Annotated in this window: 18 protein-coding genes and 2 pseudogenes; 4 read left to right on the top strand and 16 right to left on the bottom strand. The window is 38.4% G+C overall.

Features of this window, described 5'->3' with window-relative positions; translation table 11 throughout:
- Window positions 1-188: 188 nt before the first annotated feature.
- The 4 genes from D0S48_RS15660 to D0S48_RS15645 are packed head-to-tail and all read right to left on the bottom strand — an operon-like array spanning window position 189 to window position 5,427.
- Window positions 189-1,187, bottom strand: coding sequence for an agmatinase family protein (locus tag D0S48_RS15660; RefSeq protein ID WP_151112576.1), 999 nt, complete (start codon window positions 1,185-1,187; stop codon window positions 189-191).
- Window positions 1,162-2,454: an imidazolonepropionase gene (gene hutI / locus D0S48_RS15655; protein ID WP_151112574.1), complete on the bottom strand. Its 1,293-nt coding sequence runs from the start codon at window positions 2,452-2,454 to the stop codon at window positions 1,162-1,164. The genes D0S48_RS15660 and hutI overlap by 26 nt, the downstream gene beginning before the upstream one ends.
- A 6-nt stretch (window positions 2,455-2,460) precedes the next feature.
- A complete protein-coding gene (gene hutU / locus D0S48_RS15650; protein WP_151112572.1) occupies window positions 2,461-4,131 on the bottom strand; it encodes a urocanate hydratase in 1,671 nt (556 codons plus the stop codon).
- A 15-nt stretch (window positions 4,132-4,146) separates the two neighbouring features.
- The gene (locus D0S48_RS15645; protein WP_151113843.1) at window positions 4,147-5,427 is read right to left on the bottom strand and encodes a YjiH family protein; all 1,281 of its coding nucleotides are present in this window, start codon (window positions 5,425-5,427) and stop codon (window positions 4,147-4,149) included.
- A 270-nt stretch (window positions 5,428-5,697) separates the two neighbouring features.
- On the opposite strand from D0S48_RS15645, the gene D0S48_RS15640 reads away from it, so the two are divergent.
- Window positions 5,698-7,182 carry a response regulator transcription factor gene (locus D0S48_RS15640; RefSeq protein ID WP_151112570.1) on the top strand — a complete coding sequence of 495 codons (1,485 nt, stop codon included), beginning with the start codon at window positions 5,698-5,700 and terminating at the stop codon, window positions 7,180-7,182.
- Window positions 7,183-7,299: 117 nt separating this feature from the next.
- On the opposite strand, the gene D0S48_RS15635 is transcribed toward D0S48_RS15640, so the two are convergent.
- Genes D0S48_RS15635 through D0S48_RS15620 form a run of 4 tightly spaced genes read right to left on the bottom strand, consistent with a single transcriptional unit; the run spans window position 7,300 to window position 11,117 of the window.
- Complete coding sequence (locus D0S48_RS15635) at window positions 7,300-8,637, bottom strand: Nramp family divalent metal transporter (protein ID WP_225216191.1); 1,338 nt, start codon at window positions 8,635-8,637, stop codon at window positions 7,300-7,302.
- The gene (locus D0S48_RS15630) at window positions 8,589-9,770 is read right to left on the bottom strand and encodes a thiolase family protein (RefSeq protein ID WP_151112568.1); all 1,182 of its coding nucleotides are present in this window, start codon (window positions 9,768-9,770) and stop codon (window positions 8,589-8,591) included. Before D0S48_RS15630 ends, D0S48_RS15635 begins: the two co-directional genes overlap by 49 nt.
- 29 nt (window positions 9,771-9,799) lie before the next feature.
- Entirely contained in the window at window positions 9,800-10,456 is a 657-nt protein-coding gene (locus tag D0S48_RS15625) for a 3-oxoacid CoA-transferase subunit B (RefSeq protein ID WP_151112566.1), read from the bottom strand.
- Between the two features lie 4 nt (window positions 10,457-10,460).
- Window positions 10,461-11,117, bottom strand: a complete 657-nt coding sequence (locus D0S48_RS15620; protein ID WP_151112564.1) for a CoA transferase subunit A — start codon at window positions 11,115-11,117, stop codon at window positions 10,461-10,463.
- Between the two features lie 239 nt (window positions 11,118-11,356).
- Between D0S48_RS15620 and D0S48_RS15615 the strand changes: the two genes are divergently transcribed.
- Entirely contained in the window at window positions 11,357-12,136 is a 780-nt protein-coding gene (locus D0S48_RS15615) for an IclR family transcriptional regulator domain-containing protein (RefSeq protein WP_151112563.1), read from the top strand.
- A 123-nt stretch (window positions 12,137-12,259) separates the two neighbouring features.
- Window positions 12,260-12,586 carry a nucleoside triphosphate pyrophosphohydrolase gene (locus D0S48_RS15610; protein ID WP_144541873.1) on the top strand — a complete coding sequence of 109 codons (327 nt, stop codon included), beginning with the start codon at window positions 12,260-12,262 and terminating at the stop codon, window positions 12,584-12,586.
- A 506-nt stretch (window positions 12,587-13,092) separates the two neighbouring features.
- Here the strand turns inward: D0S48_RS15610 and D0S48_RS15605 are convergent.
- The 8 genes and pseudogenes from D0S48_RS15605 to D0S48_RS15570 all read right to left on the bottom strand — a co-directional run.
- Window positions 13,093-13,602, bottom strand: coding sequence for an ankyrin repeat domain-containing protein (locus tag D0S48_RS15605; protein ID WP_144541871.1), 510 nt, complete (start codon window positions 13,600-13,602; stop codon window positions 13,093-13,095).
- A gap of 113 nt (window positions 13,603-13,715) precedes the next feature.
- Window positions 13,716-14,222 (bottom strand): SMI1/KNR4 family protein, encoded by a 507-nt coding sequence (locus tag D0S48_RS15600; protein WP_144541868.1) that lies wholly within the window; start codon window positions 14,220-14,222, stop codon window positions 13,716-13,718.
- A gap of 16 nt (window positions 14,223-14,238) precedes the next feature.
- Window positions 14,239-14,367 (bottom strand): hypothetical protein, encoded by a 129-nt coding sequence (locus D0S48_RS21150; RefSeq protein WP_255475364.1) that lies wholly within the window; start codon window positions 14,365-14,367, stop codon window positions 14,239-14,241.
- Window positions 14,368-14,423: 56 nt separating this feature from the next.
- Entirely contained in the window at window positions 14,424-14,648 is a 225-nt protein-coding gene (locus D0S48_RS21145) for a hypothetical protein (protein ID WP_255475363.1), read from the bottom strand.
- A gap of 134 nt (window positions 14,649-14,782) precedes the next feature.
- On the bottom strand, window positions 14,783-15,193 hold the full coding sequence (locus D0S48_RS15590) for a hypothetical protein (RefSeq protein ID WP_144541866.1): 411 nt from the start codon (window positions 15,191-15,193) through the stop codon (window positions 14,783-14,785).
- A gap of 368 nt (window positions 15,194-15,561) precedes the next feature.
- A complete protein-coding gene (locus D0S48_RS15585) occupies window positions 15,562-15,888 on the bottom strand; it encodes a hypothetical protein (protein ID WP_151112561.1) in 327 nt (108 codons plus the stop codon).
- A gap of 22 nt (window positions 15,889-15,910) precedes the next feature.
- A complete protein-coding gene (locus tag D0S48_RS15580) occupies window positions 15,911-16,231 on the bottom strand; it encodes a DUF6572 domain-containing protein (RefSeq protein WP_144541862.1) in 321 nt (106 codons plus the stop codon).
- A gap of 212 nt (window positions 16,232-16,443) precedes the next feature.
- Window positions 16,444-16,662: pseudogene (locus D0S48_RS15570) on the bottom strand (YrhA family protein); the annotation flags it as partial.
- Window positions 16,663-16,728: 66 nt separating this feature from the next.
- Between D0S48_RS15570 and D0S48_RS21360 the strand changes: the two are divergent.
- Window positions 16,729-16,797: pseudogene (locus D0S48_RS21360) on the top strand (resolvase); the annotation flags it as partial.
- Window positions 16,798-17,006 lie beyond the last annotated feature (209 nt).

The raw sequence follows: 17,006 nt of genomic DNA, 5'->3' as shown, positions 1-17,006 counted from the left end.
AAAAGATTTATTTTTCTGAATTTTATTTGAAAGAGCGTGAAGCTATATTTAGCCTCACGCTCTTTTTATATGAACGGTCATAAAAATTTTTATCCGGTCATAAATCTCGCGCGAACGGTCATAAAAATTTCTATCCGGTCATAAACCTCTCCCGAACGGTCATAAATTTCCCCATCCGGTCATAAACCTCATAATGCCTCGCGTTTCTTCACCTGGTGCTGATAAAAGGACGCTAAAAACGTTAAAAATGCGTAAGTGGTCGTCTTGACAGTAGCTTGTACTAGGTTATCCTTCGTTGGATCAATACATACAAAGTCAATGGCTCCTATCCCTTCACATTTCCCTACTTCATATAAAATATCAAATAGCTCATCCGAACGCATGCCACCGGGTGTGGATGCTGGAACACCGGGCGCATAGGCTATATCTAGGACATCCATGTCTACGGTGACATAAATAAAGTCTACTTGCTCCATCAATACAGATAGTACGTCCTGTATCGTTTGCTCGATGCCTTTTTGTCGCAGCTCCTTCAATCGTATCCGGTGAACCTCATAATCGTTTGCAGCCTCTATTAGAGAAGGTGCATTATAAAAACCATGCAATCCAATATTGTAGACATGCTTCCCCTCGATCACTCTACCTTCTATTAATTGGCGAATGGGGGTTCCGTTTGTCGGACCGTGTTCATCTGTGGAGCGCAAATCTAAATGTGTATCTAACTGTAAAATACCAATCTTCTTTTCTGGCATAACCTTCTTTAATCCACGAATAGTTGCAGCCGTTACTGAATGATCTCCGCCAATTGTTACCTTCAATGCGTTTGGATATTCTCCTGCCACATTCTCCATAGCGTCCTCGATGTGTTGATGGCTACGCAATATGTCCGTGAAATGCATCTTTACATTTCCGATATCCGCCACCTTCAACTCACGAATGTCTATACCTTCATCAATATAGTATGTCGAGAATTTTTCCCATGACTGACGAAAGGCATTTGGAAACTCAGATGCTCCTGAAACACTAATAGAAGACCTAGAAAGCGGTGCCCCAAGAAGCACTACCTCCCAGTCCTTTTTCTCACTTCGCCACTGGGGAACAATCCAGTCCTTGACCTTCATATCTTGATGCTCTATTCTCTGCCAGTTAAATGGAGCAGGCTCAATTGGTGCTTTTTTGTAGTCCATCTATGATCACCCCATTATCCACAACTACTTTTCCATTTTTTACAACGGTCTTCGTATGGTTCATTCCGTAAAAATATTGAAGTTGCTGATAGTTTTCGACATTTAAAATAAGCACGTCCGCCTTCTTACCAGATTCTAAAGAACCTATCTCATTTCCTCTGTTAATCGCATATGAGGCGTTAATGGTGGTCGCTGTCAGAACCTCCTCCATCGTCATGCCCATATTCATACAGGCTAAATTCATGATGAAAGGCAGCGAAATCGTTGGAGAAGAACCCGGGTTAAAGTCAGTTGAAATGGCAACCGGCACACCTTCATCCACCATCAATCGCCCTCGCGCAGAAGCTGCCTTTAAGAAAAAAGCTGTCCCTGGCAACAAAACAGCCACTGTTCCAGCCTGCGCCATTGCTTGGATTCCTTTATCCGAGGCTACCAATAAATGCTCCGCTGAAATAGCTCCTACCTCCGCTGCTAGCTCTGCTCCCTCATATGGCTCGATTTCATCTGCATGGATTTTAGGGATGAGCCCGTGTTCTTTACCAGCCAATAAAATTCTACGAGACTGCTCTGGAGTAAAGACACCCTTTTCACAGAAAACGTCATTGAACTCCGCTAGACCTAACTCTGCTACTTTCGGAATCATCTCATTGACAATCAAGTCTACAAACGCATCAGGATTTTCCTTATACTCAGCAGGTACCGCATGGGCCCCCATGAACGTTCTTACTACATCGATTGTATGATTCTCCTGAAGCTTCTTTGCAACCTGTAGCTGTTTCTCCTCTGTTTCCCAATCTAAGCCATAGCCACTTTTTGCTTCTACTGTTGTTATCCCATGACGAAGAAAATCATTTAGGTGTGCATATGTTTTCTCATATAAATGGTCAAAGGATGACTCTCTCGTTTTCTTCGTGGTAGCATGAATTCCTCCGCCTGCATTCATGATTTCCATGTAGGTAGCTCCATTTAAACGCATTTGGAATTCATTTTCACGAGTTCCCCCGAATACTAGATGCGTATGTGCGTCAACAAGTCCCGGCATAACTACACTGCCAGTGGCATCTAATATCTCTGCCTTCTCCATTAACTCTGGATGCTGCTCCTGAAGTTCTTCCTTAGTACCAACCGCTACAATGCGGTCTTCTTCTATTAATAGACTTCCATTTTCTATAATGTTAAGCTCAGTCATTTCTTTTCCCGTACGCGCTTTCTTACTAGCCGACGCTAGAGTAATTAATTGATTTGCATTTGTAATTAGTAGTGTCATGTATTCTCATCCTTTTGTGTTTAGCATTGGTATATGAACATTCTTCTCCTGGGCAGTTTTAATGGCAATCTCATAACCTGCATCTGCATGGCGAGCAACCCCCATACCAGGATCAGATATTAGCACACGGCTAATCTTCTCTGCTGCCATATCCGTGCCGTCTGCTACGAGCACCTGACCAGCATGCTGTGAATACCCCATTCCTACGCCACCACCGTGATGTACACTTACCCAGCTTGCTCCACCAGCAACATTCACTAATGCATTTAAGATTGGCCAATCGGACACTGCATCAGAACCGTCCTTCATTCCCTCTGTCTCCCGATTAGGGGATGCCACAGAGCCTGAATCTAAGTGGTCACGTCCAAAAACGATCGGAGCCTTAAGTTCACCTGAAGCGACCATTTCATTGACCTTAAGCGCAAAGCGGTGACGATCTCCATAGCCTAGCCAACAGATTCGAGCAGGAAGTCCCTGCCACTTCACCATCTTCTGAGCCATATCGATCCAGTTCACGAGCGCCTCATCGTTTGCAAACATTTCCTTTGCCAGTGCATCTGTCTTAAGGATATCCTCTGGATCCCCTGATAAAGCTGCCCAGCGGAACGGACCTTTTCCTTCACAAAACAATGGTCTAATATAAGCTGGTACAAATCCTGGGAAGTCAAAGGCATTCGCCACTCCCATTTCCTGTGCGTACTTTCTTATGTTGTTGCCATAATCAAACACCTCAGACCCCGCTGTTTGAAAATCCAGCATTGCCTGCACATGTTCAGCCATTGCCTTTTTCGCCTTTTGTTCATATGCTTTTGGATCAACCTTGCGAAGCTTTAGTGCCTCCTCTAATGACATATGGTTTGGAATATATCCGTTTAACGGATCATGTGCGCTTGTTTGGTCTGTAACTAGATCAGGAACAATACCACGTTCATAGATTTCTCTGTATACATCTGCACAATTTCCTACTAGCCCGATGGATGCTGCCTCTTTCTTTTCCTGTAATTCCTTCGCCATTCTCAGGGCATCATCTAAATCTTCTACTAAGTAATCGCAATAGCCTTCTTTTATTTTTCGTTCAATTCTTTTCTTGTCTACTTCTACTACAAGAATGACTGCACCTGCCATCTTACCAGCAAGTGGCTGAGCACCACTCATACCTCCCATACCACCTGTTAGGATTAATTTTCCACGGAGATCTGAACTGCCAAACACCTTTTTACCGGCCTCCACGAAGCTCAAATATGTTCCCTGTAAAATTCCTTGAGCACCGATATAAATCCAGCTCCCTGCAGTCATCTGACCATACATCATCAAATCCTTATCCTCTAGCTCGTAAAAATGCTCCCAGTTTGCCCAAGCTGGCACCAAATTAGAGTTTGCAATTAGTACACGTGGAGAATGCTCATAGGTACGAAACACTGCTACTGGCTTACCAGATTGAATGAGTAGGGTTTCATCGTTTTCTAGCTTTTTCAAGGATTCAATTATTTGTTCATAGCTCGCCCAGTTTCGTGCTGCCTTACCAATTCCTCCATACACAACTAGCTCATCTGGATTTTCTGCCACCTCTGGATCCAAATTATTCATGAGCATCCTCATAGCAGCCTCTTGTGTCCATCCTTTGCATGATAGCTGACTTCCTGTTGGTGCCTTTATATTTTGTAATACATTTTTCATAAAATAACACTCCCTTTAAAATAATATAAATGCGATTGGTGTAACAATGATTAAAGTAAGTACAACCCGTTGGAACCAAATAACGACCATCTGACGAATTGTTAGCGGAATGTCGGTAGAGAGAATGACTGGAATAACAGCCGAGAAAAATAAAATCGCCGATACCGATACGACAGCTACGATAAATTTCGTCAAAGTAGTAGCAGAGGTCACTAATAAGGCAGGAAGGAATATCTCTGCAATAGATACAGATAATGCTTTTGCAGTAAGTAATGGATCTGGAATTTGCAAAGCCCAAGTAAATGGTAGGAAAATATACGCAATCCAATCAAACACCGGGGTATACATAGCAAGCAGCAACCCTAAAAGTCCAATAGAAAGAATGGATGGTAGAACACCCATCGTCATTATTAAGCCTTCCTTTAAATGCTGCAAAAGGTTTTTCCACAACGGCGGATTTGTTCGCACTGCCTGCATCGCCTCTGACCAAGCTATCTGCAGTCGATTTTCGTTAACAACAACCTCAGGGTCTCCTTCCTCTACGATGTACTCATCCTTCAGTTTTGCTAAAGGCCAAATACGTGCCGTAATAGCTGTCACTAAAAATGTTACGACTAGTGAAACCCAGAAGAACCAGCTCCAATAAGCCATTAAGTCCAATGTATTTGCAATTACGACCATAAATGTAACAGAAACAGTGGAGAAGCCTGTTGCAATAATTGCAGCTTCTCTGATTGTGTACTTCCCTTGGTTAAACACGCGATTAGTCAGCAATAAACCAACAGAATAACTTCCTACAAAGGAAGCAACTGCATCTACTGCAGAACGTCCGGGAGTTCTAAAAACCGGTCGCATAATTGGTTGCATGAACACACCTATAAATTCAAGTAAGCCATAGCTGACTAGCAATGCTAAGAAGATAGCTCCTATCGGAATCAAAACACCAACTGGCTTAATCAGCTTATCCATTAAAAATGGTCCGACATTTGGGTCAAATAGCCAAGCAGGTCCGACACCTACCAACAACAATATCCCTACTCCCAGACCAACCAATTTAAATAAGGACATAATAATACTGACCTTATCCTTATTCCATGTTTTAGTGACAAATGGATATACAGCTCCACATACAAGCATGATTACTATATAGATTGTTACAAAAGTAGGTGCATTCACTGATAGCCACGTTACAATATGATCAAGTAGAATAGAAGATTTCTCGTTATACGTAAAGGTAACAAAGAAGCTAAAGATTCCTATTAAACTGCAAATAACAAACTTGAAGACAGAAAGCATCTCGGTCTTACCCTCTTGAATGAGCCCTTTATTCGGGATATTTACCAAACCCACCACTCCTTTTTCAATCAATTATAAAATTCAGAAAAGATTAAATATATGTAATGTTGTTATAAAATAAAGGAATTTCTTTAGATAAGATGGAATTTTATTAAGAAAGAGAAGGAATAATTTATGATTTTTTGACAGAATGAATAAAATCATAAGAAATTCCTAAGGGGATAAAGATTTAAAGCTAGATAACTATCGTAAAAAATGAGGTGTAATTGAGTGAAGCTCTTAATAATTGACCGAGATCAAACAGAAAGAAATGGAATTCAGTGGTATATCAAGCGATATCAGTTAAATATTACGACTATTTTAGAGGCTGGAAATATTAATGAGGCGGTTCAACAGCTTGAAGCAGAGAACCCAGAGGTTATTTTATTGGAGATGGAACTGCTTACTCAGGAGGAGTCAAATCGATTGAGAAAGGCTTTATCGCTAAATTCTCAGCACATCATTGGTATGACGGCAGAGCCTCTTTTTAAGCACGCATTAAATGCTCTATCTCTACGAGCACTCACCCTACTCGTTAAACCCCTCGATTTAAACATGCTAAAGCAATATATAACTCATGCAATAAGACAGAAAATAAATGTTCAAAGAGAGGTTCTCCCCTTAGTTGGCGATCATTCTATTTATCCTTCTTTATTTTTAGAGAAGCATCAGGTAGTAAATAATGAATTTACATTCTGTCTCATGTTAGAAACAGAGTTTTTGGAGCAAAACGAGCAGCTATTTCATTGGCTAGAATCTTTAAATCATCTGACTCTTTTACCCCTTTCTAAGCGCATTGTGGCATTTTCAACGGATGATTCCCTGGAGGGGCTTACTAAAAGAGCAAAAGCAATTATTAGAGAATGGACAAGCACACATAACGCAAACTTAAATATCGCGATCTATGATTTACCGAGAAAATCCATTAAGGAAATGTATCAAGCTATAAAAGAAACTCTAAAGCTACGTTTTCAGCATGGCTTCGGACAAGTTTTTCTTGTCAGCAAGCTTCCTAAATTTCATAGTTTAGATCCTTTTTTGACTATAGAGCAACAACGACTGTGGATAACAAGTCTTGAACAAAACGATGTTCAAACTATCAAGAGGTTTTTATATAGCATCACAGCCAATGAGATCTACTATCAGCCGGACACCATCCGCATTCAGCTTACTAGCATACTTGCTCAGGTAAGGAGGTTCATGCTGAAATACCAAATGGAAAAGCGATTAGATTTAGAATTGCGATACAACCGACTCTTCGATATCATCCTGAATCATCCGGTCCTTTACACGATTATTCAGGAATTCGTCCTATTCTGTCAGGACACCATGAACCAATCGATAAAACAAAAAGAAAAAGGCCAGTTCGACTATGTAAATGCCGCCCTAGACTTTATCGATTATTCCTATACGGATCCTAAGTTAAATTTAGAGGTACTAGCTAGTTTTATAGGGATCAGCCAAAGCTATTTAAGCATGCTCTTTTCACAAACAAAAGAGATGACATTCAAGCAATACCTTAACCAAAAACGTCTTACTCATGCAAAGCAGCTGCTTCAGGAAACCAATCTAACCATCCATGAAATTGCATCAAAGACCGGCTTTAATGACGCCAACTACTTTTCAAAACTGTTTAAGGGGAAGTATGGAGAAAGCCCACTTTTGTATAGGCAACATGCAACTTTATCTATAGCGAAAGGCGCAGGTACCCTTTAAGTGTCATTTTTAAAATAGCTGTTTTCCGTTGAAGTAGTCGCCTGTTGCTATAGCTATAACAATAAAAATCGTATAAAAAATAAAACCATCACGTTAACAAACGTGATGGCTCCTATATTAACCAAACAATATTTTAACCAATTCACTTATTCCCAAATAACCAAACATAATGAGACATCCTATTAGTACGGCATTGGACACTAATTTGTTACGTGATTCTAAATTCTTGGCATTAAGAAGCAATACTAAAGAAAGGGCTAAAAATGGCATGAATAGAGATCCTAACGCTCCATAAATAATGATTAGTTCTACTGGTTTTCCGAAATAAAACAGAACCATTGGAGGGAATGTCAGCCATGCTAAATAGAAGCGATAAGCTGGTTCCTTTGTAGAAACCTTCTCTTTTCCAGGGCCTTTCTTTTTACGAATGGTTTTCATGAAATCTGCGAACAGATAAGGAACGCCATTCCAAACACCTAGTAGAGAAGTGTATGCTGCAGACCAGAAGGCCACTAAGAACATCCAGCGCATAGGTGTTCCGAATTCAGCTCCTAGCATGTCAGCTAGCTTAACCAGTCCTTCATCATCTCGAATACTCACTCCCGTACCTGCTAGGAACTGTGCCCCTATGACTAAACCAGCTAGTGTAAAAAGAGCTGTTAGAGTATATGCGACTTTGGCATCCAGACGCATGGCACTAACCCATTCCTTACCCTTCCACCCTTTCTCAGTCAACCAATATCCGTAGGAGGCCATTGTTATTGTCCCACCTACTCCACCGATTAAACCAAGCATAAGAATAAATGAACCTTCTGGAATACGGGGTACAAATCCAAACGCGAAATCACCAAAGCTTGGTAAGAACATTACTGCTGTACCGATAATCGTGATAAACATGACTCCAACTAAAACAGTCATTACTTTTTCAAACAGAAGATAGCGACCAACCCATATTAATATAAAACCTACGATTGAGTGGATGATAGCCCAAGCCCAAATTGGCATAATTGGGAACATGGCATGCATCGCCATCCCTGATGTGGAAGCAGCTGCTGCACCATATACAAAGCCCCATATAATTGCATAAACACCAAAGTAACCAGTTGCCCATTTACCGAGAGAATGCCAGCCATCCACAATCGTTTGACCGGTTTCTAAATACAGTCTCCCTACTCCCTCGTTCAAGAAGTATTTTAAAATGGCACCAACAATTACTGCCCATACAAAAGTCATTCCAAAAGATGTACCTATTACAAGCGATGTTATTAAGTCGGCCGTTCCAGCACCGGTTGCCGCCACGACGATTCCTGGACCAACCTGCTTCAGCTTCTCGCCAAATGTAGCAGGTGGAATTAAATATTGATTTACCTCTTTACTCATCATATCATCCTTTGTATTATGTATTTTTACATATTCTCCAGAAGTACAGCCATCCCCTGGCCACCTCCAACGCATAGCGTTGAGATTCCAAATTGTTCATTTCTATGCTTCATTTCATGTAATAGCTTCGTAAGAATAATTGCACCCGTAGCACCTAGGGGGTGTCCTAAAGCAATAGCCCCTCCATTAACATTTACCTTACTTATTGGAATCCCCACTTGTCTGATAACTGCAAGTGATTGAGAGGCAAATGCTTCATTTAGCTCCCATAGTCCAATATCCTGTACCTTCAAGTCTGTTTGTTTTAGAAGTTTTTCAATTGCTGGGACTGGACCAATCCCCATATAACGGGGGTCTACTCCAGTTGTGGACCAACTTTTTACTTTCGCCAACGGTTTTAAGCCTAGTATGTTTGCTTTCTCTGCAGTCATAAGGATAATCGCACTTGCCCCATCATTTCTTCCGCATGCGTTTCCAGCAGTTACTGTTCCGTCCTTTTTAAACACCGGCTTTAAACTTGCTAATTTTTCTAATGAGGTGTCACGCATATGCTCATCTCTTGCAAACACACTAGTTTCTTTTTTATACTTTATTTCAATTGGTACGATCTGAGAGTCAAAACGGCCTTCCTCCCAGGCTTGCTTCGCTCGTTTTTGACTTTCCAAAGCAAATGCATCCTGATCTTCGCGAGATATGTCATATTTTTCAGCTACATTTTCTGCTGTCATACCCATTCCTAAATCCTTACCATACATCTCCATCGGTTGTTGACCATTTTCTAAATTGGAATCTACGATATATGGATTTCCTTCTCCAAAACGAGAATTTCGTAAATACAAAGGTGCTCTACTCATATTCTCTGCTCCACCTGCTAGAACAATATCTTGAGAATGGAAAGCGAGATGCTGAACACCGGATATAACCGATTGCATACCTGATGCACAAAGGCGATTTACTGTATAACCAGATGACTCGATTGGAATTCCTGCTTTCAGAGCCGCGACTCTAGCCAAATTGGAGGCTTCCGTCGATTGCCTTACTTCACCGAACACTACTTCATTAACTTGTTCGACTGTCAATCCTGCTTGGGTAATTGCTTCTTTCATCACGGTAGCAGCAAGATCAGCAGCTGGAACGTTTCTTAGCTGCCCACCAAATCTGCCTACCGCTGTTCGATTGGCACTAACAATCACAAATTCATGCTCCATATTCTAATCCCCCTTGTAGTTTCTTCTATCTAATAAATTGATAATGTTGGAGACACAATAAATTTCGCAGGTGTAATTTCTTTTAGCTTCTCTACTGTCCAACCGTCTGCTAGTTCCTCCAGAACCATTTTGTTTTCTACAAAACGAAACACGGCATACTCCGAAATAAGTGTACTTACGATATTCTTTGCTGTTACTGGGTAGGTACATTCACTAACGATTTTCGGCTCGCCATCCTTGGAGCAATGCTGAGTCGTTATAATGACTTCCTTTGCACCAGCTACTAAATCCATAGCCCCACCTACTCCTAAAATATCCTTTCCAGGAACTGCCCAGTTTGCTAAATCCCCTGTTTCACTAATCTGCAATGCTCCTAGAATGACCGTATTCACATGCCCTCCACGAATCATGGCAAAGGATTCGGAGGAAGAAAAATAGGAAGCGCCTAGTTGAGCGGTAACTGGTAGCTTACCCGCATTAATAATTTCGAGATCTAACTGTTTCTCGCTCGGAGATGGACCAACGCCTAGCAATCCATTTTCCGTATGTAAATAAACTTCTTTGCCTGTGTCTAAATAATCCGCTACTAACGTCGGGATACCTATTCCAAGATTCACAATGGAACCGTTTTTTATTTCTTCCGCGGCTCTTTTCGCGATTTTTGCTTTACTACTTATAGTTTCCATTTTTTCACTTCCCCTCCTCCACAATATAATTGACAAATAAATGTGGGGTGATGATATGCTCAGGATCTAGTTGCCCTACCTCCACTAACTCTTCTACTTGCACAATAGTGATTTTGGCAGCCATCGCCATATCAGGATTAAAGTTTCTAGCAGTCTTTGAAAAAACTAAATTGCCTAGCTTATCGGCCTTTTTAGCTTTAATAAGGGCCACATCCGCCTGAAGAGGAAACTCCAATACATATTCCTTACCATCTATTACTCGTGATTCCTTGTTCTCTGCGAGCAATGTACCAGCTGATGTACGAGTGTAAAAACCACCAAGCCCTGCTCCAGCAGCTCTAAGCCTCTCTCCAAGCGTCCCCTGAGGTACAAGCTCTACTTTAAGTTTTCCATCCTTTGCATATTGGACCGCATCCCTATTGCTTGTAAAATAAGAGCCGATTGCTTTTTTTATTTTGTTTTGCATTAATATTTTGCCTAAGCCCTTACCACCTGGTTCTCCTAAATTGTTGCTAATAATTGTTAAATCAGAAACCTCATGCTCAGCTAGTGTATCCACAAGCTGAAGCGGACAGCCTATTAAGCCAAAGCCTCCCACTGCAACGATATCCCCATTTTTAATAGAAGAGATTGCTTTCTCAGCAGTCACAATCTTGTTCATGTTGATAAATCCTCCTTTGTAGAAACCCTGAAAACCCTTACATTTATGTATAAAAAATATAGACATCATTGCCATACTTCTCATTAAGTTGTACACTATCCGTACAGTAATACGTTATGTGTTCTATAATTATATATATTAATTTTTTATTTTTCAAGAATAATATAAAATATTTAGAATATTTAAGGATAATATTGTAAAATAATCGTAAGGTTTCATATATAGAGGAGAAGATTTTTTTGAAAAAAAATAATAATGGTTACTTTGTAAATTCCGTTGCCAAAGGATTTGAGGTGTTAAATGCCTTTACCTCCAATGCTAGTACAATGTCCCTTCGTGATTTGGAAGAAAAAACAGGTATCAACAAGGCTACAGTCAGAAGGTTTGCCCTCACTTTAGTCGATTTGGGCTATCTTCGATTATTGCCAGAGAATAAATTTCAGTTAAGCCCCAAAGTATTAGATCTAGGATCCAATTACTTGGAGACTCTAAGCCTGCCTGACCTATCACTACCAATCCTTCAGGACATTGCTAAAAATGTGAAGGAGTCAACCAATATGGCAGTGCTTGATGGACCAGAGGTTGTCTATGTACTACGTGTCAATGCCGCCGAACGAATCATTGGATCAAATTTGCGCATTGGATCTAGACTTCCCTATTTTGCAAGCTCCCTAGGAAAAGCACTTGTTGCTTGGCTTCCAGAGAGCGAAAGGAAAAAAACATGGGACTCTGCAACGATAGAGGCCTTTACGGAAAAAACCATAACATCCTATGAAGAATTTGAAGCCCATTTGGCCATTTGCCGTTCCCAGGGCTATGCTGAAGGCAATGGCGAACTAGAGGTTGGACTACGTTCCATAGCAATGCCCATTTTCAATCGCAGGGGATTACCAATAGCAGCCATCAACATCTCTACCAACTTATTACGAAGCTCTGAACAACAAATTGCTGACGTCTATCTACCAGCCCTAAAAGAAGGGGCAAGGACCATCAACCGACAAACTGAACATTTAAGTTGAATAAATGGAAGTAAACAGAGACAACTTAACAATTTCCTGTATTGTCAGGACACATAAAACTAATATAAGTTATCCTAACTCTTAGCCGCTTTAATGAAAGGAATAATGACAGGAGGAATTTAAATGCCAGTTTACAATAAGCTAGTACGAGACCTAATTCCGCAAGTAATTGAGAACTCTGGAAGTAGGTTTTCCACTCGTATTTTAGATAAATCAGAGCATCTAACCGAAGTTAAAAATAAATTTTATGAAGAAATGAAAGAATTTGAAGCTACGGATAATAGAAAGGATGCCCTCGAGGAGCTTGCTGACATTCTAGAATTAATACACGCAGCACTTCCTATTTTTGAAGCTACGTATGAAGAGCTTGAACAAATTCGGATAGCTAAAAAAGAAAAGCGAGGGGGCTTCAATGATGGAGTCTATTTGATAGAGGTTGAGGATGCGTAAGCTGTGGATAATTACATCTAATTAAAAGTCTTTCTCTACATTAAGTACAAACAAGGTGGCGACTGGGATTCATTATATCTTCATTAACATTACCATCGATACCTTTGTTTGTTGGGGCAGTATCCACTTTTGCAGACGGCGTGTTAATTGTCTTTGAATTTTTGGATCGAAACGTTTGGTTGCTGCTTTCTAGGATCATCCATCTCATTTTTCCTTATTGTAGCATGCGCGTTCTGAATATCTTGATTAATACTGCCATTAGTATTAAAACGATACTCCATGATGGTACAACCACCATGATCTCTGGATTCTCAAACAATTATTTTCTTCTTGTCGTTACTTAGACTATATTCATGTTATACAAAGTATAATTGTTTCATAAAAAAAACACCTGTTACCTATAAGGCAATCAAGTGCTTTATTTATGATTAAATTTTTAATATCATCTCTATACTACTGAGCCTATTAATCTTAAAATTCTAAGGCTACCCGTCTATATAAATTTTTTATTCTTTTTCTGTCATCTTCTGCTTTAGATAATCAGCAATTTCTTTTTGTCCTCTTTCTACGGCAAATGCATAGGCATCCATATCTTTCATGGTTTCTCCAGTGTATTTTATAAATATATTTATATTATTCTCAACTAATAATTTAACAATATCCATATGTCCTCCATATATTGCAGCAAACAGAGGATTTCTATCGGGTTCACTAATATCAATCTCCACATTCTCTCTAATTAGATAATCAGCAATATCTAAATGTCCTTTAGCAGTAGCTCTTTCAAGAGCATTTGTAGAAAAAGTTCCACCTTTTGCATTAATATCTATTCCAGCATTAATAAGATATCCTACTATTTCTAAATGCCCATGTGCTGCCGCTACATGTAACCATGTACCAAAAGGTGTCATCCATGTTAACATTTCTGGTTCTTTCTCAAGTAAATCTCTCAAAGTATCCAATTTACCACTTTTTATGGCACTTCTAATATCTTTAGCAAGTTGTTTCTTATCCATCTTAATTTCTCCTTTAGCCTCTATTTCCTAGAAGCAATATCAGCTGATTTAATATAATTTAAAATAAAAAACCTTGAAAAGCTTTGAGCCAAACAAGGTAACAAGTAAAATTTCTACTCTATTTCAATTCCGTCATAAGCATCTCCTAGTGATTCAAAATCATCACTATACCAATACCAACTCTCACCTTCGCCTTTACTTACTAATATTCTATTTAATAAATCAGTAAATGAAATTGCTACAACTGTACTACTACCTACTACACCATGGGAATCCCAGTGACTATCATAGCATTTTCCTAACCTGTCAGGATGTAAATCAATCGATAAATAATTACCACTACCTAGGTCACCGAAAATATACCAATGTGAGGAAATATCATATTCGCATTTTTCCCCCACAATTATAGGGTTTGCCAGCACGAATTTATCAGAAGGAACGATAGAAACGCCAAAATCTACATTAGTAAACAACTCCACTCCTCCACAAATCGTATAAAATTCAAGTAAATCTTTCGGAAGAACGTCACCCTGTTCAATATTTTCTGGAAGTCCTTGAAGTGGGTAAACTTTACAGTATTCTGTTTCATTTATTTTTTGAAGAATCTCTTTTATGCTCATAATAGCCTCCTTATTATTAGTCTAGTGTATATAAATATTTATTTATTTGTCTGTAATATTCTCTCCTAGTTAATTCCGGAACCTTTGCAGCATCAAACATATCTTCTGATAATTTTTGTATCTCTTTAGGACTAACATTTTCCAATCAACTTTCGCTCCTACAGGTCTACCTGTTCTCTCCCGTAGCCATTTTCTATAGACCTATTTAGTTGCTTCGTGCATCCCACCATTATTCCTATCTGTGAGAGCAACTGTAGGTGACTTACCAACTTTTTCTTTATATCCTGGAATATTTTGCTTTGCCCACTCATTCATTACTCCATGATGATTTTCGAGACCGTGCTTTCCATTTGCAGGACGATAAGAAATTACATCATACTCTTTTACAACTTTTTCCGTACCCTTAGTATCTACATCCACATACATTATATTTAAGAATAGTCTTAAGATTTATTGACTCATATACTAGTCACCTAAGTCTATTTTTTCATAATGCTTATCAATTAATTTCACTAAATAATCATCTAATTTTTCAATATTTTAGCTTTCACAAGATTTTTTTATAATTTGTTTTGTTGTGAAAATGCTTCTAAAATCCTTTCAATAGGTAAACTAGCAGTTTTTAATAATTTCTCTACTTTGTCCTTTATTTGCTTATTAGAAGCAATTATTTTTTTATACTCTTCTCCATCAAAAGAACGTAAAGAATCTATTGCATATTCAGCCACTTCATCACTCTCATTAAGTAAGTCTAATAATAAATTAAATCCATATACTCCGTTATCCTCATCTATACAGTAGGCCAATCTAATTTTATATTTATCATCTTTATCTTTTAATCCTCGAATTAAATTCTCCCAATCAATATTAGTAAACTCACTCATCAATTCTTGCACATACATAAATTCATCGTCATAAAAATAATTATCTGCGCTATTTTCAGATAATACTGCATCTACTTTTTCATACATTCACTTTCCTCCTCTATTTACTAAAACCACCTGGTAATGGAGCATTATAGTATCCACTTTTGCAGCTTTGTATTTTTGAATGCAAGCGTTTAGTTGCTCAACTTTATAGGATCTCCCTTGTCATCCATCTCATTAAATTTCTCCTTGGTATCAAAAGCTGCATAGTTCTCCTTTACAACAGATTAATCATCTTTAGATATACTTGCTATCATTTTTAATAAATTCTCATCAATAATATTTTTCTGAAATAATATAGTGGAATTGAAATCACCAAACTCCAATTTAATCAATTCAATTAATTTATTTACTTCATACTGAAAATCATTAAATTGCATTTGCAATATCTATCTGCATCGATTCTAATGTACTTATTTCATATGTTTTTTCAATCCATTGATATGAAGACATGCAAATGCCCCATTTGCTCTCAAACTTTCTTTTGCATTTATGTTCTCAGGCATTTCAAAGATTTCCCAAAATAAATTGTCATAGTTATAAGATTTAATATTCATTCTGAGAAATAAAGTCCATTTGTCTTCGTTGCATTGAGGCCAGAATACAGCATTAACAAAATATTCACCCACAACCTTATAAATACAGTTGGATATCACCTTGAATTTTTGTTTTTTCGCCTCTTGCTTTATGTTGGTCATTATCATTTTTTCTATTTCTCGGTTTTTTTGATTTTTGCTCATATTCTATCAATCTCTTTCCGATTCAATTCTTACTTATAACCACTTGGATATTGTATTCTCTCAATTGTTTATTAATAACTTGAACAAATTTTAAACAGTTCTCACTTGCTTCATATTTAAACCCTACATCAATAATGTAATATTCAAACGATTCATCTGGATAGGTCTGTGCGTACTGATTTGATTCTATAAAACTTAGATACGCATTAATTTTATCTTGCAATAAGTTTAAATGCTCTGCTTCATTTTCCCAATCTAAATGGTCTGAAAGCATTAATCTCAAGCCTTTCCCATCCTTGCTTATACCCATAGCATCAATTTTATCAGTTTCTAATATTGACATATCTCTCGCCTCGCTATTCTGGTCTAATAATCTCTACTTTTGTAGGAGGTATTTGTGTACCACCTTCAAACCTTCCTTTACCTTTACCTACTACATTTCCCTCACCTGTAATTCTGGGAAACCTTTTGTTTGATTTTTTGTCAAAGGTGCTGTTGTTAAAAGCTGCCGCCGGATTGTATATTTTAACTAAGTGCTTCAGAAAAAGCAGATTCAAACTTTTGGTCAATCCCATAGATTTTAAGTCCATTAAATTCAATTCCACTCACTCTTTGTAAAAATTCATAGTATTCCTGAGGCAGTACTTCTTCACCAAATTTTTCTACTACAGATTTACGAAATTCTGATAACTCGTTTTCATTGGCAGGTAAATTGAGTTCTCGATTTCGTTTCTCTCTCATTTTGGAAATCTGACTAACTTGCTCTCTCCACATATAATAATCACCTTCTAAATATTATTTATTTCTTGGGTAAATGTCTCCTTCTAGAATAGGAAAATGTTATTAGACCAATATCAAAGATTAGAAATTGCATTAAAGTTAGGGAGAGTGCGAAACAAGAAAGCCCAATAGTAGACAATCAAGTGCTTTAATTTTATTTCACCGCTTTTAAAATATTTGATAATATCAACTTTTTAGCACGACCGTCTCTAGTAAAAATACAACCCCCAAATTTTAAGCCCAAGCAATATAAGAACTCTCTTTCACGTAATCTTATTGTTATCGCCACGAGATTTGTCATTCTCGTTAGTTTTTTAGCCATTACATGTCATAGCTAC

The sequence above is a fragment of the Psychrobacillus sp. AK 1817 genome (assembly GCF_008807035.1).
GTDB classification, from domain to species: domain Bacteria; phylum Bacillota; class Bacilli; order Bacillales_A; family Planococcaceae; genus Psychrobacillus; species Psychrobacillus faecigallinarum.
This window is presented reverse-complemented; position numbering and strand designations above follow the sequence as displayed.